This window comes from Fodinibius sp. GM108 (genome assembly GCF_058386985.1).
In genome coordinates this window covers 556298-578554 of sequence record NZ_JBYEIR010000002.1, presented here as the reverse complement: position 1 = coordinate 578554, position 22257 = coordinate 556298, and the positions used below count along the sequence as shown (strand labels likewise).

At 43.2% G+C, this 22257-nt stretch carries 16 protein-coding genes; 6 read left to right on the top strand and 10 right to left on the bottom strand.

Annotated elements, in window-relative coordinates; translation table 11 throughout:
- Positions 1-12 precede the first annotated feature (12 nt).
- Positions 13-2793, bottom strand: coding sequence for a DNA polymerase I (gene polA / locus ACT3ID_RS05765; protein WP_491541044.1), 2781 nt, complete (start codon positions 2791-2793; stop codon positions 13-15).
- 127 nt (positions 2794-2920) lie between these two features.
- Between polA and ACT3ID_RS05760 the strand changes: the two genes are divergently transcribed.
- The gene (locus tag ACT3ID_RS05760; protein WP_491541043.1) at positions 2921-4066 is read left to right on the top strand and encodes a PP2C family protein-serine/threonine phosphatase; all 1146 of its coding nucleotides are present in this window, start codon (positions 2921-2923) and stop codon (positions 4064-4066) included.
- Positions 4067-4074: 8 nt separating this feature from the next.
- Here ACT3ID_RS05760 and tkt read toward each other — a convergent pair whose 3' ends face one another.
- From tkt to ACT3ID_RS05720, 8 genes are all read right to left on the bottom strand, one after another.
- Positions 4075-6084: a transketolase gene (gene tkt / locus ACT3ID_RS05755; RefSeq protein WP_491541042.1), complete on the bottom strand. Its 2010-nt coding sequence runs from the start codon at positions 6082-6084 to the stop codon at positions 4075-4077.
- Between the two features lie 166 nt (positions 6085-6250).
- Complete coding sequence (locus ACT3ID_RS05750) at positions 6251-7282, bottom strand: tetratricopeptide repeat protein (RefSeq protein WP_491541041.1); 1032 nt, start codon at positions 7280-7282, stop codon at positions 6251-6253.
- Between the two features lie 185 nt (positions 7283-7467).
- Positions 7468-8175 (bottom strand): LOG family protein, encoded by a 708-nt coding sequence (locus ACT3ID_RS05745; protein WP_491541040.1) that lies wholly within the window; start codon positions 8173-8175, stop codon positions 7468-7470.
- Between the two features lie 8 nt (positions 8176-8183).
- Positions 8184-8867, bottom strand: coding sequence for a DUF5683 domain-containing protein (locus ACT3ID_RS05740; protein WP_491541039.1), 684 nt, complete (start codon positions 8865-8867; stop codon positions 8184-8186).
- On the bottom strand, positions 8821-9756 hold the full coding sequence (locus ACT3ID_RS05735; protein WP_491541038.1) for a ParB/RepB/Spo0J family partition protein: 936 nt from the start codon (positions 9754-9756) through the stop codon (positions 8821-8823). Before ACT3ID_RS05735 ends, ACT3ID_RS05740 begins: the two co-directional genes overlap by 47 nt.
- Positions 9757-9768: 12 nt before the next feature.
- The gene (locus ACT3ID_RS05730; RefSeq protein WP_491541037.1) at positions 9769-10569 is read right to left on the bottom strand and encodes a ParA family protein; all 801 of its coding nucleotides are present in this window, start codon (positions 10567-10569) and stop codon (positions 9769-9771) included.
- Between the two features lie 269 nt (positions 10570-10838).
- Positions 10839-11951, bottom strand: coding sequence for an alanine dehydrogenase (gene ald / locus ACT3ID_RS05725; RefSeq protein WP_491541036.1), 1113 nt, complete (start codon positions 11949-11951; stop codon positions 10839-10841).
- Between the two features lie 113 nt (positions 11952-12064).
- Positions 12065-12346 carry a hypothetical protein gene (locus ACT3ID_RS05720; RefSeq protein WP_491541035.1) on the bottom strand — a complete coding sequence of 94 codons (282 nt, stop codon included), beginning with the start codon at positions 12344-12346 and terminating at the stop codon, positions 12065-12067.
- Positions 12347-12518: 172 nt separating this feature from the next.
- On the opposite strand from ACT3ID_RS05720, the gene ACT3ID_RS05715 reads away from it, so the two are divergent.
- Positions 12519-13394, top strand: coding sequence for a DUF58 domain-containing protein (locus ACT3ID_RS05715; RefSeq protein WP_491541034.1), 876 nt, complete (start codon positions 12519-12521; stop codon positions 13392-13394).
- Between the two features lie 182 nt (positions 13395-13576).
- On the opposite strand, the gene ACT3ID_RS05710 is transcribed toward ACT3ID_RS05715, so the two are convergent.
- The gene (locus ACT3ID_RS05710; RefSeq protein ID WP_491541033.1) at positions 13577-14872 is read right to left on the bottom strand and encodes a M23 family metallopeptidase; all 1296 of its coding nucleotides are present in this window, start codon (positions 14870-14872) and stop codon (positions 13577-13579) included.
- Positions 14873-15090: 218 nt separating this feature from the next.
- Between ACT3ID_RS05710 and ACT3ID_RS05705 the strand changes: the two genes are divergently transcribed.
- The 4 genes from ACT3ID_RS05705 to ACT3ID_RS05690 all read left to right on the top strand — a co-directional run bounded on the left by ACT3ID_RS05705 (position 15091) and on the right by ACT3ID_RS05690 (position 22161).
- Positions 15091-16116: a hypothetical protein gene (locus tag ACT3ID_RS05705; protein WP_491541032.1), complete on the top strand. Its 1026-nt coding sequence runs from the start codon at positions 15091-15093 to the stop codon at positions 16114-16116.
- A complete protein-coding gene (locus tag ACT3ID_RS05700) occupies positions 16113-17105 on the top strand; it encodes a vWA domain-containing protein (RefSeq protein WP_491541031.1) in 993 nt (330 codons plus the stop codon). Before ACT3ID_RS05705 ends, ACT3ID_RS05700 begins: the two co-directional genes overlap by 4 nt.
- A 768-nt stretch (positions 17106-17873) precedes the next feature.
- Entirely contained in the window at positions 17874-21227 is a 3354-nt protein-coding gene (mfd, locus tag ACT3ID_RS05695; RefSeq protein WP_491541030.1) for a transcription-repair coupling factor, read from the top strand.
- Positions 21220-22161, top strand: coding sequence for an L-threonylcarbamoyladenylate synthase (locus tag ACT3ID_RS05690; protein ID WP_491541029.1), 942 nt, complete (start codon positions 21220-21222; stop codon positions 22159-22161). The genes mfd and ACT3ID_RS05690 overlap by 8 nt, the downstream gene beginning before the upstream one ends.
- Positions 22162-22257 lie beyond the last annotated feature (96 nt).

The following is a 22257-nucleotide window of genomic DNA, read 5'->3' as shown; positions in this document are numbered from 1 at the left end:
TTGATTGATTGATTAATGAGCTTCTAACCAGTCGTTAGCTAATCCCATATCGACTTTTAATGGACAAGCAAGCTCATATGCTGTTTCCATCAACATTTTTATTTTCTGGGGTGTCTCCTCTGCTTCATCCTCCGGCACCTCAAAAATAAGTTCATCGTGCACTTGCAGCAACATGCGCGCTTGCGAATCCCCTTCTTCAAGAAATTCGTGGATATCAAGCATCGCCTGTTTAATAATATCAGCTGCCGTCCCCTGGATAGGCATATTAATAGCCGTCCGTTCCGCAAAAGAACGCCGATTCCAATTACTGGCATTAATCTGAGGAATATAACGCCGTCGACCCATCAGCGTCTTAACATAACCATGTTCCCGGGCAAACTGCTTTGTCTCATTAATATAGCGTAAAATTCCGGGAAAGCGCTCAAAATACTGATCGATCATCTCTTTCCCTTCACTATTGCTGATCCCCAACCGATTTGCCAATCCGTAAGCACTAACTCCGTAGGGAATTCCAAAATTCACCTCTTTCGCTTTGCGCCGGTGATCTGCAGTAACATCCTCTATCGAATCGAGTTCAAATATTTCTTTAGCAGTTCGGGAATGGATATCCTCGTCATTGCGAAATGCCTCAATCATATTTTTATCCTCGGCCATAGAAGCAATCACGCGAAGTTCAACCTGGGAATAGTCGGCCGAAAGTAGTTTGTAGCCTTCATCGGCAACAAAAGCTTTGCGAATTTCGCGTCCCCGTTCAGTCCGGATGGGAATATTCTGCAGATTCGGATTGGACGACGAAAGACGCCCCGTAGCCGCAATACTTTGATTGAAGTCGGTGTGGATGCGACCCGTTTCTTCGTTAATCAACTTTGGAAGTGCGTCTACATATGTTGATTTCAGCTTGCTCAGCGCACGATATTCCAAAATCAGCTCTGGCATTTCGTAATCGACGGCCAGTTTTCTAAGTACCGACTCAGCCGTAGAATATTGACCTGTCTTGGTCTTTTTACCAGCCGGCAAGTCCATCTTATCAAACAGTACTTCGCCCAGCTGCTTCGGAGAATTGATATTAAATTCTGTTCCAGCTTTCTCAAAGATTTTCTTTTCAAGACTGATCAAATCATTGCGAAGGGTCATCGAAATTTCTTCCAATATTCCCTCATCCACCAAAATGCCGTTCATCTCCATCTCGGCCAGTACTTTCATCAGCGGGAATTCGAGCGTCTCTGCGATATTGGCCAGTTCATCCTTCTCGAGCACTTCACTCAATACTTCATACAGCCGAAGTGTGATATCAGCATCTTCACAGGCATATATCTTAACTTTTGAGGGATCAATTTCATCCATCGACTTTTGTTTCCGTCCATCCCCAATCAATTTAGTGATAGAAATTGGATCATAGTTAAGATATTCCCGGGCAAGTTCATCCATTCCGAGCTTTTGGCTGGGATCAATAAGATAACCGGCAATCATAGTGTCAAATGCCTTTCCTTCAATTTGTAATCCCGCCCTTTTCAGTACCATGTAATCGAACTTAAAATTATGAGCAATTTTAAGTGATTGAGGATCTGCAAAAAGCGACTGTAGTAACGCTAAAGCTTTTTTCTTTGGAAGGCCACCTTCAACATCAATCGGTATGTAGTAACCAACGCCCGCTGTTGTTGCCAGCGATATACCAACCAATCCATTGTTCATAGAGTTGATTCCGTCGGTCTCGGTATCAAAACAGAGTTTTTTTGTGCCTTCTAGCTTTTCTACCAGCGATTTGAGATGTTCTATAGTATCAACTAGCTCATAGGTGCATTTTTTCTCCTCGTATTCATCAAATTCGGATTCCTCTGTTTTTTTCATCTCATCCTTTGCAAACAGGTCACCCTGGCCATCATCCTCAGATGATTTTTTTGATCGTGAACGCGTGACCTCTTCACCGATATATTTCCTCGTCAACCGCCGAAATTCCATGCGTTTAAAAAACTTGCCAAGCTTCTCCTCATTGGGACCTTCCCATCCCAGCTTTTCCCATTTAACCGTATCGGGTACATCCGTTTTGATCTTTACCATCTCTTTGGCATGTAAGGCCTCTTCGGCATATTCCTGCAACCCCTCGCGATGCCTTTTAGAGCTCATATTCGGCGCATCATCGATAGCTTCCTCAAGTGTACCGTATTTATTAATTAGCTTGGGAGCTCCTTTTTTACCGATACCCTTAACGCCTGGAATATTGTCGGATTTATCACCCAAAATGGCTAATACATCCACTACATTTTCTGGATATACTCCAAAATAGTCCTTAACGCCTTCCCGGTCTATCAGGTTAAATCCTCCATTCTGGTTATCAGGCTTATACATAGTAATATGATCGTGAACCAGCTGCATAAAATCTTTATCCGGCGTCACTAAAAATACATCCACATCTTCAGCATTCGCCCGATCAGCGATGGTGCCTATAATATCATCGGCCTCATAACCGTGCTGTTCAAGGTTTTGGATGCCGTATCCCTCAATCATCTCCTTAATTAGCGGGATACCAATTTTGAGCTCCTCCGGCTGTGGTGGACGGTTGGCTTTATAATCTTCATCCATTTCGTGCCTAAAGGTCGGTTCATCAGTATCCCATACTACAGCAATATGTGTGGGTTCATGTTCTTCCAGCAGTTTCTCGAGTGTATTGGCAAATCCCAGAATAGGTCCTGTTGGGATTCCCTCTGAATTCTTTAAATTACTGCTGATAAATGCATAGTGCGAACGATAGGCCAACGCCATACCGTCTAATAAAAAAAGGAGGCTTTTAGACATTCTTTATCTTATACTTCAATCTTTTAAAATTTGGAAAAAAATATTCCTTCATTAAAACAGTGAAAAGGTAAAACTTTTTAGGCTCGTTTTCGAATAACGAGTTTAAGAAAAATTTGATCATTTCTGCATGGGTCTTAAAAACGAAGCACAAACTGCTTTTAAAAATACCAAAACCTTCTATAAAGAATATATCTCGGGGATGACCCGGGAGCGTATCGGTAAAGAGTTATATAAAGATACAGACCGGCTAAAACAACTATATAAAGAAGCTGTAGGTGAAGATATTCAGCGAGCCGAAGACCAGGAAGTGCCGGGACATTTAAAATTTCTACGGCTTTTTTCCGCTCTGACCCAACGTTTGAATCCCACACGAAGGCTGTTATTTGGTTTATCCGTTGTATCCTTTATTGCCTATTACTTGTTTGGATTTCTGCAAATAACCGGCTTTGTAATATTTTATGATCTGTTAATTCCGTTTGCATTCGGATCAATGTTGATGCTGCTCTTGGTCGAGCTGCTTGAAAAATCGGATATGAAGCGTGAAATCGATCTCGCACGTGAGATACAACTTAGTCTGCTGCCAAACACAGAGCAGAAACGCGATCAGCTCGAAATGTTTTCCTTCGCCAATACTGCAAAAGAAGTAGGTGGTGATTATGTAGATATTATCCCCACTGATAAAGGTACTTATATTGTCATAGCAGATGTTTCTGGCAAAGGATTATCGGCCGCCCTGTATATGGTCCGTATGCAAGCTCTGGTCCATCTAATCATCGAAAAAAGCCATCCCAGTCCTAAAGAACTATTCCTGGAACTCAACAACTATGTAAAATCTGACATCGAAGATAAAACATTTGTAACAGCTTGTGCAGCATTTTTTCCAAAAGGAGAAGACAGTTTTAACTTTGCACGTGCCGGACACAATCCGCCGATCCTTTACAGCAAAGAACGGGACGCTACGTTCAATTTACGTTCTGACGGGTATGCCCTTGGGATGACCTCATCCAGAAATATGGAGCTCCACCTTCAGCAAAAGAAGTTTCATTTTAAGCCCGGCGACAGCGTTATTTTTTATACAGACGGATTAACCGAAGCACGAAATGAATATGGAGAAGAATATGGTGAAGAACGCCTGGACGGCATAATGAGCGTTTACGGATCACTGCACGCCCAGACAATTATTCATAAAATTCATTCTTCACTTAATAACTTTATCGGCAACGAAGAGCCGACAGATGATGTCACATTTACCTGTGTTCACCATAACGAATAACTCGGAAATTAGCTCACTAACTTTTTAGCTTCTTCGACCATACGTTCTGCCGTTATATTGAATTTTTGAAAGATCTCTTCAAAAGGTGCAGAAGCTCCAAAGCGATCCAGCCCTATAGCTACACCTTCATCACCGACCCATTCCTTCCAACCAAAGGTTGCGGCAGCCTCAATAGAAACACGAGCTGTTACTTCATCAGGTAAAACCTTTTGCTTATAAACATCATCCTGCTGGCGAAAAAGCTCCCAGGAAGGCATGCTTACCACCCGGGCGTCGATATCTTGATCGGCAAGTTTTTCTCTGGCGTCCATAGCCCGCTGAACTTCTGATCCGCTACCCATAAGAATCACATCGGGCTGGTCTTTGTCTGAATCCGCGAGTATATAACCCCCGCGCAAGGTATTCTCGGCTGCATTTTCTTCGTCACGGGCAAATGTCGGTACATTTTGTCGTGTCAGCACGATAAGTGAAGGACCATCTGTATGATCCAAAGCAGCTTTCCAGCACCAGCCCACTTCATTGGCATCGGCCGGACGTAGTACCAGTGTGTGCGGCATTGCTCTCAACGAAGCCAGATGTTCTACCGGCTGATGAGTAGGGCCATCTTCTCCCAGTCCAATGCTGTCGTGGGTAAACACAAAAATAGATGGAATATGAGAGAGCGCAGCTATACGAATGGCCGGACGGCAGTAATCCGAGAAAATCAAAAATGTACCTCCGTAAGGAATTACTCCACCGTGCAAGGTCATCCCGTTGAGGGCTGCTCCCATAGCGTGCTCACGTACACCAAAATGGATATTTCGTCCACTAAAATCAGATGACGAAAATATACCACCGTCATCTATCCAGGTCTTATTACTTCCCGTCAGGTCAGCAGATCCCCCGATCATATGCGGGATTTTCGCAGTAATAGGTTGTAAAACTTTACCTGAAGAAGCTCTTGTTGCCAATCCTTTTTCATCAGCTTCAAAAGTTGGTAAGATATCCTTAAAATTCTCAGGTAGTTTTCTGTTTAGAGCATCCTCCAATTCTCTTACTTTTTGAGGATATTTCTCTTTATAGTCGCTATAAAGCTCTTGCCATTGCTGATAGACGTTAGCCCCTTTATCTTTTTCTTGTCTGAAATGATCTGATACTTCATCAGGGATATAGAACTTTTTATCAAAATTCCATCCCAGGTTATTTTTTGTCCTTGTAATCTCTTCTTCTCCAAGAGGTGATCCGTGGGCGTCAGCACTATCCTGCTTATTGGGACTGCCGAAGCCTATATGAGTCCGGCAAATGATAAGGGAGGGTTTATCAGTAACCTTTTGCGCTTCAATTATGGCTTTTTCAACAGCATTGCGATCATGACCGTCAATCTTTACAGTATGCCAATCATTTGCTTCAAATCGCTTTTGGACATCTTCTGTAAAAGCGAGATCTGTACTGCCGTCAATAGAAATTTCATTATCATCATACAGATAGATGATTTTTCCGAGCCCCAGGTGACCTGCCAATGAAGCCGCTTCCTGAGAAATTCCTTCCATCAGATCTCCATCACTTACAATGCCATACGTATAGTGATCAGTGATCGGGAAATTATTTTCATTAAACTTAGCAGCCAAATGAGCTTCGGCCATCGCCATTCCCACCCCGGTGGCAAATCCCTGGCCCAGCGGTCCAGTTGTAGTTTCTACTCCGGGCGTATAGCCATATTCCGGGTGACCCGGTGTTTGGCTGTCGAGCTGACGAAAATTCTTCAGCTCTTCGAGCGGCAAATCATAGCCGGTAAGGTGAAGCAAGCTATATAAAAGCATTGATCCGTGACCTGCTGAAAGCACAAAACGATCACGGTTATACCAGTCCGGATTCGCAGGATCATGTTTCAAAAACTTCGTCCATAAAACATAGGCTGCATCGGCCATTCCCATAGGCATACCGGGATGTCCTGATTCCGCAGCTTGCACGGCATCCATCGATAAAGTTCTGATTGTATTAACACACAATTCATCAAGAGAGGTAGTGACTTGGCTCATTTTAAAAGAGGATTCAATAATTTTTATTTAGCAGCATAAAGTAAATTAGAGCTGAAAATAGTTAATGCTATGCTTACATAAAAAATTCTCTTTATAAAAAAATTAAGGCCTCCTGATTTTTCAGAAGGCCTTAATTCAGCGTTAAAGTTTTGTAGGTTGGCAAAGACTAGTTCGAAGCACTTTCCTCGCATTCTAAATCATATTCCATCGCATGCTCTGCCGGAGACTTGAAACTGCCGTAGGCAGCATTACTGAATGCGGAGCACGCCTCTTCTTTCATACCTAATCCTTGATATGCATTACCAAGTTCAAAGTAGTATTTCGCCTGATCGCTACTTCCGCCCGTTTCGAGTTCTAACCCTTTTTGAGCATAATCTCTCGCTTGATTCCATTCTTGAATTTTGTTGTGTGCTTCAGCCAAACGAAAGAACAATTGTGCCGACTCAGGGGTATATTCCAAAGCTTTTTTATAGGCTTCTATACCTTCTTGAACCTGATTTTGCTCATTAACGAGGTTATGACCCCGTGATAAGTATATCCCGCCTAACTGTTTATTAGATTCAGTAATTACTGAACTGTTATTCTCTTGCTGTGCAATTTCCAGAGCCTCTTCAAAAGATGAAATTACTTCATCCTGGCTATATCCTTCTGTATTCTTTTGCACTAATGCGATTTGATAATAAGCATTGGAATAATTGGGATTGGCTTCTATGGCATTATTCAATGCATCTAAAGCAACTTCAGGCTGATTACTCTTATATGCAAAAACGCCCTTATTGTAAAGTAGTTGAGGAATAATTTGAGATATTTTCTCCTGTACTTTAGCACTTTCATAGTCCTCCGCTACATCCCTGGCATTTTCAAAGGCTGCAATTGCATTATCAAAATTGTCTAAATTTTGATTCTTCTGAAGATTTTTATATTCGCTCACAGCTTGTTTATAGTAAGTATCAACCAGCTGCTGTTCAGCCCGATCCACAAGGTCAGAACCCTCTTCACCTAATTCTTGAGCACTATTTATAGTCTGGTTAAAGGTGTTTATAGCCTGTTCAAACTCACCATTCTGCTTTAACTCAATGCCTTTATTATATGTCTTAACAACAGATCTTCGATCTTGTGCTTGCATCTCACTAGCTGCACCCAGCACAAAAAGGCCCAGTAATAATACCGTAAAGCTTGATTTTAACAACTTCATCATTTAGTTCTTTTTAGGTTGACTGTTCAAATAAGCAAATGTAATGAATTAATCATTTTACTTAAAAGCAAAACTTATATCCTGCTCCTTTATTGTTTCACTTTAAGTTTCTGCTCTGTTTTATTAAAGGATTATTCTCCTTTTTTGTTTCTGATTATTTGTCGCATAAACATGTGATAAATAAATGCTTAAAAATTCGGGCTAAGTGTATGTTTCTGATAAAAGTCGCAAATTATACTTACCGCCTCTTCAGGTTCATCTGTTAATTGAAAGAGGTCTACATCATCTTCTGATATTGTGCCGTTTTGTATCATCGTATTTTTTATCCAGTCTACAAGACCGCCCCAATAATCACTGCCAATTAACACAATTGGGAATGGATTAATCTTTTGTGTTTGGATCAAGGTTAAGGCCTCAAAGAATTCGTCCAGTGTACCAAAGCCACCAGGAAAAACGATGAAACCCTGAGCATATTTCACAAACATTACCTTTCGTGCGAAAAAGTAATGAAAATTTATAGTATAATCTTTATCGACATGGGAGTTGACCCCTTGCTCATGAGGCAGAGATATCCCCAGGCCTACTGATTTGCCACCTCCTTCCTGGGCTCCCCTGTTGGCTGCTTCCATAGCTCCAGGACCGCCGCCAGTTATAACACCAAACCCCTGCTCGGTAATTTTACGGGCTGTCTCACGCGCCATTTCATAATATTTTTCTCCTTCTTTAGTGCGTGCTGATCCAAAAATAGAAACACAGGGCCCAATCTTGAAAAGCTTGTCGTACCCTTCTACAAATTCACCCATAATTTTAAAGATACTCCAAACATCACCTTCGTGACTATCACGAAAATTATCAGGTACTTTCAGTTTTTTATTTTTTCTGTTGGAATTTTCCATAATCAATGTCACTTCTTAATTAAATCGATAGATAATGTGATACCGGGTGTACGTTGAGCCATTATCTCAGGTTTAATACTCGGTCGCATACTCAAATCCTCAGAAACATCAAATGAGCGCATATGTGCAAAAACATAGGCATCTACAATATTTAATCCATAAGCTACCGCCAACCCTACATATACTAAATCTCTTCTATTGCGAAAAGTGTTTCGCTGGGTTCTGATTTGCTCAAGATTAGCATTCTCCGGAATATATGACGGCGTTGGCCCAAACCGTAAATCATCATTTTCAGTTTCCGGATTTAAATTATAATAAGCCGCACGATAATCATGATATTTTTTATGCAGATGTACACTATAATAACCCAATCCTCCTAAAATGCCATAGATGACAGGGACTTTCCAGGCTTGTTTATTAACAATCTGTCCCCATCCCGGCATAATCATCGACTTGTAAAGGACCGAAGTGGGATCGGGTAAATCTTCGTTCAAATTCTCTTCGGTCGTATCCTGAATCTGATAATAAAATGTGGGCGATGACGCCGAATAGGACTTTTTGTTTTTATGTGAAAAGTCTTCTAATGACGAAGTGCTTAACGACTGCCCCACAATTTTAAATGGTGCAATCAGAAGAATGGACAGACTAAGAAATAGAATCGAAAAGATCGAGCAGGCGATCCAATTCCTCATCCGAATAATATTCGATACGTATTTCGCCACCATTCTTTTTTGACTTGATGTTTACCTTGGTACTTAATGTACGCCGCAGCCGGTTAGATATTTCTTTCAGAAAAGCGCTGTCCTCATCTTTCTGATCCTTTGTTTTGGATTCCTTTTCCTGCTTATTCAACGCCCGAACTGCTTTTTCAGTCTTTCGAACGGAATACCCCTTATCAATAATCTTGTTATAAATTTTTTCCTGATCCTCTTCATCCTCTACCGATATCAACGCCCGGGCATGCCCCATCGAAATTTTACTATCTCTGAGACCAGCCTGAATAAAAGCCGGCAAGTTCAGTAGTCGCAGCATATTAGTAACGGTAGACCGGTTTTTGCCAACACGTTCGGCCACCTCGGCCTGGGTGTAGTCGGCTTCTTCGATCAATCTCTGATAACCCAGTGCTACCTCAATGGGATTTAAATCTTCGCGCTGAATATTCTCGATAAGGGCATATGATATAATATCATCATCATTGACCTCGCGGATGTAAGCCGGTATCTCTTCCAGTCCTGCCAGTTTGGAAGCCCGAAGTCGTCGTTCACCACTGATCAACTCAAAGCGCTTTTCACCAATGTATCGAACGGTAATAGGTTGGATAAGGCCGTGATTATCAATCGAATCCGCCAGTTCATCCAGTCGATCCTCATTAAATTCTTTGCGCGGCTGATGCGGATTCGGTCGTATGTTATCTACCGGCACATGTAAAACAATATTCACACGCTGCTTCGGATCTACATACGGCGATTCTTTATCATTGTCAGCTGCTTCACCCTTCTTTCCCTCGGGCTGTTCCCCCTCATCCTCGTACTCAGGGAAAAAAGCTCCTAAACCACGTCCTAAAACTTTTTTTGATGCCATAATATAATCACCCTAACTACTTGCAAATACGGGGCTATTTTCGAAAAGCTTCTTATTTCTGCGAATAATTTCGCGTCCTAAAGCAAGATAATTCTTCGCTCCCACACTGGTTGAATCATACAATAATGCCGGTTTGCCAAAACTGGGAGCCTCCGCCAGCCGTACATTACGCTTTATAATTGTTTCAAACACTCGGTCGTCAAAATATTTGCGTACTTCTTCAGCTACCTGGTCCGATAACCGTGTACGCGTGTCGTACATGGTTAAAAGTACACCTTCAATTTCAAGATCCGTATTCAGGTGCTGACGCACAATTTTTATCGTATTCAGCAGCTGTCCCAATCCTTCAAGCGCAAAATATTCACATTGAACGGGAATCAGTACCGAATCGGAGGCTGTAAGCGCATTTATCGTAAGTAGGCCCAGCGAAGGCGGGCAATCAATGATGATGAAATCGTATTGATCTTTGAGATCAGTAATCGCTTTTTCTAATATTCGCTCGCGCTGTTCCCGATCAATCATCTCAATTTCTGCGCCTACCAGATTGATGTGAGATGGTAAAAGCTCCAAAAAGGGCAGTTCGGTTTCACGGACAGCATCGGTGGCATCCACCCCTCCCACCATAACTTCATAAATTGAGTGTGATACTGTTTTAGCCTCAATCCCCAACCCACTGGTGGTGTTACTCTGGGGATCAATATCAATAATAAGTGTGGTATGTTCTATTGCCGCGAGGCTGGCAGCAAGATTAATAGCCGTCGTCGTCTTGCCAACGCCACCCTTTTGATTAGCTATGGAAATTATCTTACCCATGTAAACAATCTGTGCAAACTATTATCAGTGTAATGTTTCGAAAATATAATGGGATGACTTATGGTAAACAAAAATTCTTATTAACAAGTTATACACCAAAATATCAACAATGCTATTGTCAAGTATTTCAATAAGTTATAACTGATCAGCTAAGAAAATATTTTGGATTTTTGTACATCCCAAAAAGCAGAGTGGGCAGCACAGTAATGCTAATTAAAATAAAGGCCGAATATTCGATTGAATATCCGGCTTTGGACGGTATGTCCTGATTAAATGAAATTGTCGATGCTGGAATAATCCATCTCAAAAGCTTTAGCTACATCACGATAGACAATTTCGCCATTAACAATATTCAGGCCCTTCTTTAGTTCCGGATCGTCATCCAACGCCTTTTCCCAACCCTTGTTGGCAATATCTACTGCGTATGGGAGAGTGACATTGGTCAAGCCCAGGGTAGAAGTGTATGGAACTGCTCCCGGCATATTTGATACGCAATAATGAACCACATCGTCCACTAGATAGATCGGGTTGTCATGAGTCGTAGGTTTTGAAGTTTCAAAACAACCTCCCTGGTCGATGGAGACATCTACCAAGACCGAACCTTTTTGCATATCGGCCAGCATATCACGAGTAACTAAATGAGGAGCTTTTGCTCCGGGTTTTAACACCGCTCCGATAATCATGTCCGCACTGGGGAGCATGCTTTTAATGTTAGCTTTCGAAGAATACATCGTATTTACATTTCGTGGCATCACATCATCCAGATATCGCAGGCGCGACATATCGATATCCATAATTGTAGTATTGGCGCCCATACCAGCCGCAATTTTGGCTGCATTAACACCCACGATACCTCCGCCGATAACCAGAACATTGGCTGGTTTAACACCAGGTATACCCCCTAACAAAATTCCTTTACCGCCTTCTGGCTTTTCCAAATACTTAGCTCCTTCCTGCGTTGCCATACGGCCGGCTACTTCGCTCATCGGGATTAACAGCGGCAGCGAACCGTCTTGTTTTTCCACCGTTTCATAGGCAATAGCCACACATTTCGATTCGGCTACAGCTTCTGTCAGTTCCCGACTGGCTGCAAAGTGGAAATAGGTAAACACTATCTGATCTTCCTGCAGTCGATCATACTCTTCTTCAATCGGTTCTTTCACCTTCATTATCATTTCTGCACGATCCCAAAGCTGGTCAACATCATCTACAATTTCAGCGCCGGCTCCAATATAGTCCTCATCGGGAAAACCACTTCCTTCACCGGCTCCCTTTTCAATCAATACGGTATGACCGTTATCTATCATTTTTGTTACTCCGCCGGGTAACAATGCCACGCGATTCTCGTGTGTTTTTATCTCTTTGGGTACACCTATAATCATGGATATAATAGTTTTGTTAGCAGTATTTCCTTTAATAAAATCCGTGCCAAAGGTAGGTAATTTTTCCGAAAAAAATGAAATAACAGTGTAGAAATATTATATCTCCACACAACTTAGTTTTGCAGCTCCCGATACTTTTGTAAACCGGCTTCTTTAATCCTGACATGACCGTATAACCAAGGTCCGCCGATTGAAACGATCTCTATGTACCCGAGTCCTTCAAAATATTCGAGAATATTTTTTATTTCAGCACGGTTTAATTTTAACTTTGCGTTGATATCCTGAACAGAAATTTTCTTTGAAATATCCCCTTCAGAAAGATTGCCAATTACTTTTAAGTATTGATAGTATTTTTCACTGAATTCACTGCCAATTATCATATGCTGATCATGCAAACTTTTAAACTTTTACAGTACTTTTTTAATACAAGGAAGGCAGCTAATGAAAATATTATCGAACTATTACGATATTGTTAACTTCTTATTTATAGTAATTTGTCGCATCAACTTTTAAATACCCTATAATTATCCTATCCTTCCGGGTAGTCTTCAGCCAAGATAACGCCATATGATTTCGAAAGAGATACTCCAAAAAGTCCGTAAAATTGAGATTCGTACCAAGGGAATGGTAAACAGCCTTTTCGGCGGCGAATATCAATCCGCTTTTAAGGGACGAGGAATGGAGTTTTCGGAGGTTCGCGAGTACACCTACGGAGATGACATTCGCCAGATCGACTGGAATGTTACGGCACGTACCGGAGATCCCTTTATTAAACAGTTTGAAGAAGAGCGTGAACAAACACTGATGCTTTGTGTGGACATCTCTCCCAGCGGGATTTTCGGAAGTAAGAACCAAAGTAAAATGGATCTCTCGATTGAAATCTGTGCTGTTCTGGCCTTTAGTGCTATCAAAAATGGTGACAAGGTGGGACTTATATTATTTACTGATGAGATTGAAAAAGTCATCCCTCCCAAAAAAGGTCGCCTGCACGTTCTGCGATTAATTCGTGAACTGTTAACTACAGAACCCGAAGGCACAGGTACAGATATCAGTGAGGCTCTTTCTTACGTAAATCGGCTGTTGAATCGCCGGGCCATAATTATTCTGGCCAGTGATTTCCAGGATGAAAGTTATGACCGGCAACTGAAAATTACGAACCGTAAACACGATCTGGTTAATATCTTTATTAACGATAAGCTGGAAGACGAACTGCCGGATCTTGGACTAATTCCGCTAAAAGATGCCGAGACCGGCGAAGAAGTGCTCGTAGATACATCCAGCAAAAAGGTTCGGCAGGAATATCAGAAAAAACGCCGGATTAAAAAGGAGAAGTTACGGGACCATTTTATGCGGATGAAAATCGATACAATCGAGCTTGAAACCAACTCCTCCTACATTCGTCCGCTGATGACATTTTTCCGCCGGCGAATGCACCGATATTAATCTTAGGGTCTTTGCAAAATCTACCATGTCATGCTGAACCCTGTCCTGAACTTAATTCAGGATCTCTTCAGCATCTTTATCTCATGTAGATTTAAAAGCTAGTAACTCAACTTTTTGCAACAGACCCTGAAATGGATTCAGGGTGACACGGTTTTGCAAAGACTCTTAGCCAAATTTCTTCGTCACTTTGCGACCGTAATAATCGGGATATTTTTATCTTCTTTTACTGTATCTTCGTCGGCTTTTAGCTGACGTTCCAGCTCATTTCTTACCTCTTTGAATTCCTCCATCAAATTATCTGGCACGGCCTCAGATGACGGAAGTTCAACATTCATTGGATTTACATGTCTGTCATTTTTATACAGAGAATAATGGAGATGCGGTCCCGTTGATCGTCCCGTGCTGCCCACATAACCAATAACCTGTCCCTGCTCTACCCTGGCTCCGCGATGAATGCCGTTGGCAAAACCCTGCAGGTGCAGATAAGCCGTTCGATAGGTACTGTTATGTTTAACCTTTACAATATTTCCATTGGGACCGCGATATTGAGCTTCGGTTACCGTACCGTCGCCAACCGACAAAACAGGCGTTCCGCGAGGCGCTGCAAAATCAACACCATTGTGAGGCACTCTTCTTTTTAACGTAGGATGATATCTGCTGCGTGAATAATGCGAGCTGATACGCTGGTTATATTCAAACGGTGCTTTAAGAAGCGCTTTCTGAACGCTCTCCCCTTCCTCAGTATAATATCCATCGGCTTCGGGATGATTAAACTGATAGGCCCGATACGTGTCGCCCCGGTGAGTAAATTCGGCTGCCTTTATCTCTCCAATACCTAAAAATTCATCATTGATATATCGTTTCTCATAGACAACATTAAACGAATCACCTTCACGTAATCCAAAAAAATCGATCTGCCACGCAAAAATTTGGGCCAATCTGTATGCTAACCGTGGACTTGCATTTCTGCTACTGATTGTCTGATACAGTGAATTATTGATGGTACCTGATACCCGGACCGTCTCTTTCGAAAGCGGACGTGATGCCTTGTAAATTTCAAGCGAATCGGATTGCCAGTCGAAAACTACATAGTCCAGTGGATTTGGCTCCCAGACAATATGCTGGAGTTCGGCACTGCTGTCAGCGGATGAGTAATAAGCATGATACTTTTGTCCCGGTTTAAACGATCTGATATTTACAAAATCGCTGGCTTTCTGGGTAGCTGCGTAAATCTCCTGAGAACTGAAGTCAAACTTATCTAATATCAGGTAAAAACTTTCGTTACGCTTGACGTTGTACTGTTCTACTTTAAGACTGTCGATCTGTATTCCGAAATTATCGTAAGTGGGCGATTGAGCTACAGTGGAATCCGTCTGTTCGGATTCTTCTACTTCTGTTTCAATTTGTTGAGACTGCCTATCCGGCTGACATCCCCATGCTAATACAGCACAGAAGATCCCCAGTAAGATTTTTTGCATCTGATTGGTTCCGTTGAAATGAGCTTTAGAAATGAATTTGATTGAAAATAATATTTTCTAATCTTCTTTGACAGCAAAAATTCCTCTAATGTAGATTTTGTAATCTTTTTCTGAATGGAATGATTTTTCTATTTTGGGAGCCGCCCATTTCGGCTAAATACCAATTGGGGATTTAACTCGTTGTTTCAGGCATTAATAATCATAAGCTGGATTACGTGGTGAAAAAGAAGTTTCAGAACTTACTTTTATTGTTTTTTATTGGTCTCCTTAGTGCTATCCCCACTCTCTTGCAGGCACAAGGTCTCACCGAATATGCTCCCACTGATTCCCTTAGAGTTGGCGATACGTTTGACTTTGTTATCACACTCGATCGAAATCAAGAATACGATGAAGTTATTTTTCCTGATTCGGCCGAATTCGGCTCTACGTTCGAAATTCGCTCCCGGGATCAATATAAAGTTACCACTTATAAAGATAGTGTAGTCTACAAACTGCAGTTTTTCGGAACGTCCGATACCACCCTTCCTCAAACGCCTGTCCATTTGGTTCAGGATCAGGATACAACCACTCTTTATACTAATCCGGTACCTGTCCGTTTCAGCTCCACACTTGCTGAAGGAGAGGATTCTTTCCGCCCCCTTAAACCAATTTTCGAATTTGCTGCTGACTGGTGGCCGTATATTTTGGCATTGATCATCCTGGCATTCGCGGGATATTACCTGTATCAGTATTATTTGAAAAAGCAAAAAGAGGAGAAAAAATCGAAAGAGCGACCTGAATTTTCTCCAGAGCCTTTTGTTAATCCAATCAAAGAGTTTCGAAAAGCAATCAGAGAACTCGAGGATGCCGAACTCGAAGACCAGGAAGATTTCAAGGCATTTTATATTGATTTGGGAGATGCCATCCGACAATATTACGAGTCGCTCTATAACTTGCCGGCCCTCGAATCTACAAGTCGAGAACTACTGACAATGCTTAAAAATGGCGCTATTGATGAAAACCTTATAGCCGACACCCGTGCTGTGTTGCAAGAGGCCGATATGGTAAAATTCGCCAAGTTTAAACCTACCCAAAAACAAGCAGACCGGGCCCTGAGTAAAGCATATAATTTTCTGGAAAGAGCACGAGAAATAGATGGTCCCCGCATAGAACATCTCAGGCGAAAACATCAGGCGAAAATAGAAGAAGAGCGCAAGCAATTTTATGAGAAATATGAAAATCAGGAAAAAGAGGTACCAGCATGACGTGGGCAAATCCGGAATGGCTTTGGTTATTACTGCTGCTGATCCCCGTCATAGGGTATCAGATATGGAAATACTGGACGAAAAAAAATCCCAGTCTCACTTTTTCCGACACCTCGGATTTGAAAAATATCTCTGGCAACTGGCGCTCCTATGGTGTTTGGGTAACGCCACTTCTGCAGTGGCTGGCTTTTGCCCTCATTGTAATTGCTATCGCCCGTCCCCAGTACCAAAATACAACCGTAGAACGTGATGCCGAGGGTATTGACATTGTGTTAACGCTTGATATATCTACCTCCATGAAGGCCGAAGATCTTAAGCCCAATCGGCTGGAGGCGGCTAAAGAAGTAGCAGAGGATTTTGTTAATAAACGGATCTCCGATCGCATTGGGCTGGTGCTGTTTGCCCGGCAAAGTTTTACAATGGTTCCTCCTACACTGGATTATGAGTTGCTGCGAAATATGCTCGACGAGGTCGAAATGGGTATTGTCGAAGACGGTACTGCTATCGGTATGGGGATTGCCACAGCCGTAAATCGACTCAAGGAAAGTAATGCCGAAAGCAAGGTTATAATCCTGCTTACCGATGGACAGAATAACGCTGGTGAAATTGATCCGGTTACAGCAGCCGATCTTGCTTTATCCTACAATATTAAAATTTATACTATTGGGGCCGGCACGCGTGGAACGGCGCCATACCCTGTTCAGGATCCAATATTCGGTAATCGTTACCAAAATGTTGAAGTCGATATTGATGAAGAAATGCTGACTCAGATTGCTGATATGACGGGTGGTGAATATTTCAGAGCTACAGATACCGAAAGCCTGCAAGATATATATGAACAAATTGACGAGCTGGAAAAGACTGAAATTGAAGAAGTTATATATACGGATTATCAGGATCTGTATCCCCGCTTTTTGCTTCCGGGAATTTTACTACTGATCCTTAGTATCGTCTCCGACCGTTTTCTCTTCAGAAAAACAATTGAGTGAGAGTTGCTGACTCTGGGTACTTTCAATACTATGTCGAATTCATCTTGTCTGTTTTTGGATGACTGTACATATTCGATCCTCAAATGACGTCATTGCGGACTTGATCCGCAATCTCGCACGGCAAAAGCCACGTATTTACCTCTGGATGATACCAGCGGTTCGTCAAGGTAAGCAGATTTGTTCATACGAAACATGAATTATGATTTCCCGATCGACAGTCGAGAAATCTCCCGGACGAGGCGCGCGTAGGATCTAAAGGTTGCCTCCTATTCACTTACGAACTATTTCCGGAAGATCTTTCGACTCCGTTCGTTCCTCACTCCGCTCAACATGAAATCATCGTTGGCTATAGATTCAAATGAATCCCCCATAGCGCGTGTGCCCGCTCGTGCTATGATCACTATCCCCCCGAAAAAATCGCGGCTGACGAAAACTTAGTGTAACTCTGTGCCTTCTCTGTGGATCTTTGTGAAATAGCCTATTATAGTTGTGAGAGGGTTGTACCCTCGAACAAACCATTGCTGGCACAAATCTCTGACTTTTCTGTAATTGTAAGCCGCTGTTCTGTACGTCCTGCCAAAGCATATTTCCTGCTGTACGAGATCCCGGAGTAGGTCCGGATGACGTCGCTGGCTGGTGGTTCGCAACTCGAAAACGAAATCCGTAACTCGCATCCCAAAACGCGCATCACAATACCCCTCAAAAAGAACCGTTTAAATACTTATCTTAAGCATGATTAGAGTTTCAATCTAGCACTTTAACCTCTTCATGGCATTACAATCCGTTTTAAAAACATTTTCTGCCCAAATTCCGTGGCGTGATCTGAATAAGAATATCCAAGATCGCAACGCGATACTTCTTAATCATTTTGTGGGATCAACCCCTTCGCTGTTAGTTGCTAAGCTGGCTCAAAAGTATGATAAAGTAGTCGTCATTCACGGTGATACAGAATCAGCTCAGTTCATGCAGGGAGATCTGGAAGCACTGGATGTTGAACAAGCCAGCTTCTTCCCCGCGACGGGACACAAACCATATGACGATCAGCAGATTACCGATAGCTCGATTGTGGTCCAGCGATCAGAGGTGCTAGAAGAAATCAATACAAATCCAAAGTCAGTTCTCGTCACCTCGGCCCCTGCTATCTTCGAAAAGATTGTAGCTCCGGAAATATTCAACAAATCATCGCTGACAATTTCCAACGGCGATACCGTTGAAATCGACAGTCTGAAAGAGAAACTCGTTGATCAGGAATATGACCCTGTAAAATTTGTGAATCACCCGGGAGAATTCGCCCATCGCGGCGGTATTCTGGATGTTTATCCATTTTCAGGCGAATACCCGATACGGCTGGAGTTCTTTGGCAACGAAGTAGATTCGATTCGCGAATTTGATCCCGATTCACAGCGCTCGATCTCATTTTTAAATTCTGCACGTTTTGTACCGGATGCTTCCAGCCTTAGCGAAGGCAACAAGCGCGGACTCCTCTCATATTTTGATGAGGATACTGTTTTTGTCCTGATTAACCGATCGTTTATAGAATCGGATATCAAAGAACGTTTTCAAAAAGCATCCGAAGAATACAACGACCGTGAGAATAAGGACGAGCTTTTGCCGCCGGAAGATTTGTATGTAGATCCGGAAAGCCTAAAACAATCCCTCCAAGACCATGCTCAAATTCATCTCGGCGGATTCTCACAAAACAATGAAGCCGACTGGTCTTACCGGCTGGATGCCAGTCCGCAGCCCGACTTTAATGGCAGTATTAAACTGCTGCGTGAAAATATCCAGAAGCTGAGCAAGCAAAGCTACGATACCTATATCCTCTGCGATAATGAAGGGCAGCGTGATCGCTTTGAAGAACTGCTTGGCGAACCGTCAAAAAACCTCCGTTATCACCTGTCTGTTGAGTCGATCCATGAAGGCTTCACCCTTAATGAGCAGGGACTGGCAGTCTATACCGATCACCAGATCTTCAATCGATATCATCGGCCTAAAGTACGCCGAAAGCGTCATACTAGCAATATATCACTTAAAGAGTTGCGTGATCTCAATATCGGGGATTATGTCGTGCATGTTGATTACGGGATCGGCAAGTTTGCGGGATTTAAAAAGATTGAGGTACGGGGTGTAGAACAGGAATCTGTTGTCCTGCGATATCAGGAAAATTCGCTGCTGTATGTGAACGTTACGAGCCTGCACAAGATCCAGAAATATTCGGGCAAGGAAGGAACGCAGCCCCGAATCAGCAAATTGGGATCAGGCAAATGGGCACGCAAGAAGGCACAGACCAAAGAGAAGGTCAAAGATATCGCCCGCGATCTGATCAAGCTTTACGCAAAACGTAAGTCGCAGGAGGCGTTTGATTTTTCTCCCGACAACGCCTGGCAGACCGAGATGGAGGCTCGTTTCGAATTTGAGGAGACGCCCGATCAGCGCGAAGCCATCGAAGCGGTTAAATCGGATATGGAAAGCAATACGCCGATGGACCGGCTCATCTGCGGGGATGTCGGATTCGGCAAGACTGAAGTGGCTGTCCGTGCCGCCTTTAAAGCAGTAATGGATCACAAACAGGTTGCCGTACTGGTACCTACCACTATTCTGGCCGACCAGCACTATAAAACATTCGCCAAACGTATGAAGGATTTTCCCGTGAAGGTGGATGTCATTTCGCGCTTTCGGACACGTAAAGAGCAGAGAGAAACGTTAAAGAAGCTAAAAGAAGGCAAGCTGGATATTATTGTAGGCACTCACAGGCTTACGTCTAAAGATGTGGAATTCGACGACCTTGGTTTACTAGTTGTTGACGAGGAACAACGCTTTGGGGTTAAAACCAAGGAGAAGCTGAAAGAGTATCGTGCCACGGTGGACGTACTGACTCTTACAGCGACACCCATTCCGCGGACGTTACAATTTTCACTGATGGGAGCACGCGATCTCAGCATTATCAATACCCCGCCGGTCAATCGTCAACCGGTTGATACCGAAATTCACAGCTTTGACAAGGATCTAATCCGCGATGCGATTTCCCAGGAGGTTTCTCGGGGTGGGCAAGTGTTTTTCATCCACAATCGGGTGAAAAATATTGAAGCTATGACAAATATGGTGCGTGAGTTGATGCCGGATGTGCGTGTCCGTTTTGCTCATGGACAGATGAGCTCGAGCAAACTCGAACATATTATTGAAGATTTTTACGATCATAAATTTGACGTGCTTGTCTCAACAAATATCGTCGAAAACGGCATCGACATTTCAAATGCCAACACAATGATTATCAACCGCGCCGATCACTTTGGATTGGCAGAACTGCACCAGCTCCGGGGACGCGTGGGACGATCCCAGCGTAAGGCTTTCTGCTATCTGATTACACCTGATATTAAATCGCTCACCGATGACGCGCGGAAACGACTGCTGGCGCTCGAAGAATTTTCTGACCTGGGTGCCGGTTTTAACATTGCGATGCGCGACCTGGATATCCGCGGAGCCGGCGACATCCTGGGAGCTGAACAAAGCGGCTTCATCAACGATCTTGGTTTCGAACTGTATCAAAAAATACTGAATGATGCGGTTAAAGAACTTAAAGAGCAGGAGTTCAGTGATGTATTTGATGATGTTGAGGTAGAGATGGAACTTCCGGAAACACAGGTGGAGTTTGATCTGCCTGCCCTGCTCAAAACTGATTATGTTTCGGATAATGTAGAGCGGTTGAATCTCTATCGTAAACTGTCCGGAGCGGATGACCTGGAAGAGATCAGGGATTGGAAAGAAGAAGTCGAAGACCGATTCGGTCCTATTCCCGAGGCTACACAAAATCTGATCACTGCTACCGTCATTAAGCTGTATGCTTCGAAACTGTTCGTAACCAAGGCACGAATACGCTCTGATCGGATGTGGCTTGAATGTCCGAAGCACGATTCAGAATTGGGTGAAGAGTTTTACGGCAATTATTTCCAGCAGGTACTGCGAGCACTACAAAAAGAAGCGGAAGATCGCTTCGAAGTAATCCAAAAAGATGACAAGGTCCGATTTGTGATCAACGAAATTCCGAATCTGCAGGCCGCGGCAGAATTTCTCAAGGAACTTTCGACTGCCTATCATCCGAAAGAGGAGGTCAGCTTTGCTTGAACGGTATGTACAGCTTATAAAAAGAGGCGACGTTGTCGCTTTTCCCACAGAAACAGTATACGGACTCGGCGCTGATGCGTGGAATCGGGATGCGGTACAAAAAGTATTTGATATCAAAGGACGCCCGGCCGACAATCCGCTTATCGTGCATGTAGCAGAATACAGAACCGTCAGGGAGTTTGCCAAAGAAATCTCCGAGGACGCGGAAAAGCTGATGCACTACTTCTGGCCAGGTCCGCTTACGCTGATCTTTCAAAAGAAAGACGAAGTACTCGATATTGTCACTGCAGGACTCGATACCATTGCGCTTCGTTGGCCTAAGCATCCGCTTTCGCAAGAGCTTATAGCACTGGCCGGTCCATTGGTTGCGCCAAGCGCCAACACTTCGGGCAAACCAAGTCCCACCAAGGCTGAGCACGTGAAAAAAGATTTCGGTGAAGATTTTCCCGTCATCGATGCCGGCGAAACAGAAATTGGTTTGGAATCCACGGTATTGGATATCTCCAAAGAACCTTATGAAATTTATCGTCCGGGTGCGGTGAGCGCAAAACAGATCGAACAGATTGTTGGCAAGAAAGTGTTAACTGCTGATTCATCTCCGGAGGATTCGGCTGCCAAAAGTCCGGGGACTAAGTACAGCCATTATGCACCCGATGCCGAAGTACGGTGGCTGGAGGATTCGCCGAGCGATATTAATATTAAAGCTGATACCTTGTATCTGCTTCACAGCCGTGATCTGCATCAGTCAGCTGGCAATATCATCCTTTACCGCGGCAATTATCGCCGGATGGCACACGAACTCTACGATCGTTTCCGACAGGCCGATCTGCAGGAATTTTCTACAGTGAGGATTGAGCCATTCTCTGACTCCGATAAAGAAAATGAAGAGCTGATTCCTGCCCTGGTGAATCGTATTGAGAAGGCGCTGTCGTAGCAGATTGACCGGCCGTTGGCCTTCGCCCGGCCTTGAAAGACCGGGCTATTCCTGTAAAACCAAAGCTGTCTGAAGACAGCTACAGTTGTGAGGGAG

Excerpts from the sequence above, each read along its gene's own strand:
- polA (WP_491541044.1), bottom strand. The coding sequence starts at position 2,793 with ATGTCTAAAAGCCTCCTTTTTTTATTAGACGGTATGGCGTTGGCCTAT.
- ACT3ID_RS05740 (WP_491541039.1), bottom strand. The coding sequence starts at position 8,867 with ATGAGGAATTGGATCGCCTGCTCGATCTTTTCGATTCTATTTCTTAGT.
- ald (WP_491541036.1), bottom strand. The coding sequence starts at position 11,951 with ATGATTATAGGTGTACCCAAAGAGATAAAAACACACGAGAATCGCGTG.
- mfd (WP_491541030.1), top strand. The coding sequence starts at position 17,874 with ATGGCATTACAATCCGTTTTAAAAACATTTTCTGCCCAAATTCCGTGG.
- tkt (WP_491541042.1), bottom strand. The coding sequence starts at position 6,084 with ATGAGCCAAGTCACTACCTCTCTTGATGAATTGTGTGTTAATACAATC.
- ACT3ID_RS05750 (WP_491541041.1), bottom strand. The coding sequence starts at position 7,282 with ATGATGAAGTTGTTAAAATCAAGCTTTACGGTATTATTACTGGGCCTT.
- ACT3ID_RS05745 (WP_491541040.1), bottom strand. The coding sequence starts at position 8,175 with ATGGAAAATTCCAACAGAAAAAATAAAAAACTGAAAGTACCTGATAAT.
- ACT3ID_RS05710 (WP_491541033.1), bottom strand. The coding sequence starts at position 14,872 with ATGCAAAAAATCTTACTGGGGATCTTCTGTGCTGTATTAGCATGGGGA.
- ACT3ID_RS05760 (WP_491541043.1), top strand. The coding sequence starts at position 2,921 with ATGGGTCTTAAAAACGAAGCACAAACTGCTTTTAAAAATACCAAAACC.
- ACT3ID_RS05735 (WP_491541038.1), bottom strand. The coding sequence starts at position 9,756 with ATGGCATCAAAAAAAGTTTTAGGACGTGGTTTAGGAGCTTTTTTCCCT.
- ACT3ID_RS05700 (WP_491541031.1), top strand. The coding sequence starts at position 16,113 with ATGACGTGGGCAAATCCGGAATGGCTTTGGTTATTACTGCTGCTGATC.
- ACT3ID_RS05730 (WP_491541037.1), bottom strand. The coding sequence starts at position 10,569 with ATGGGTAAGATAATTTCCATAGCTAATCAAAAGGGTGGCGTTGGCAAG.
- ACT3ID_RS05715 (WP_491541034.1), top strand. The coding sequence starts at position 12,519 with ATGATTTCGAAAGAGATACTCCAAAAAGTCCGTAAAATTGAGATTCGT.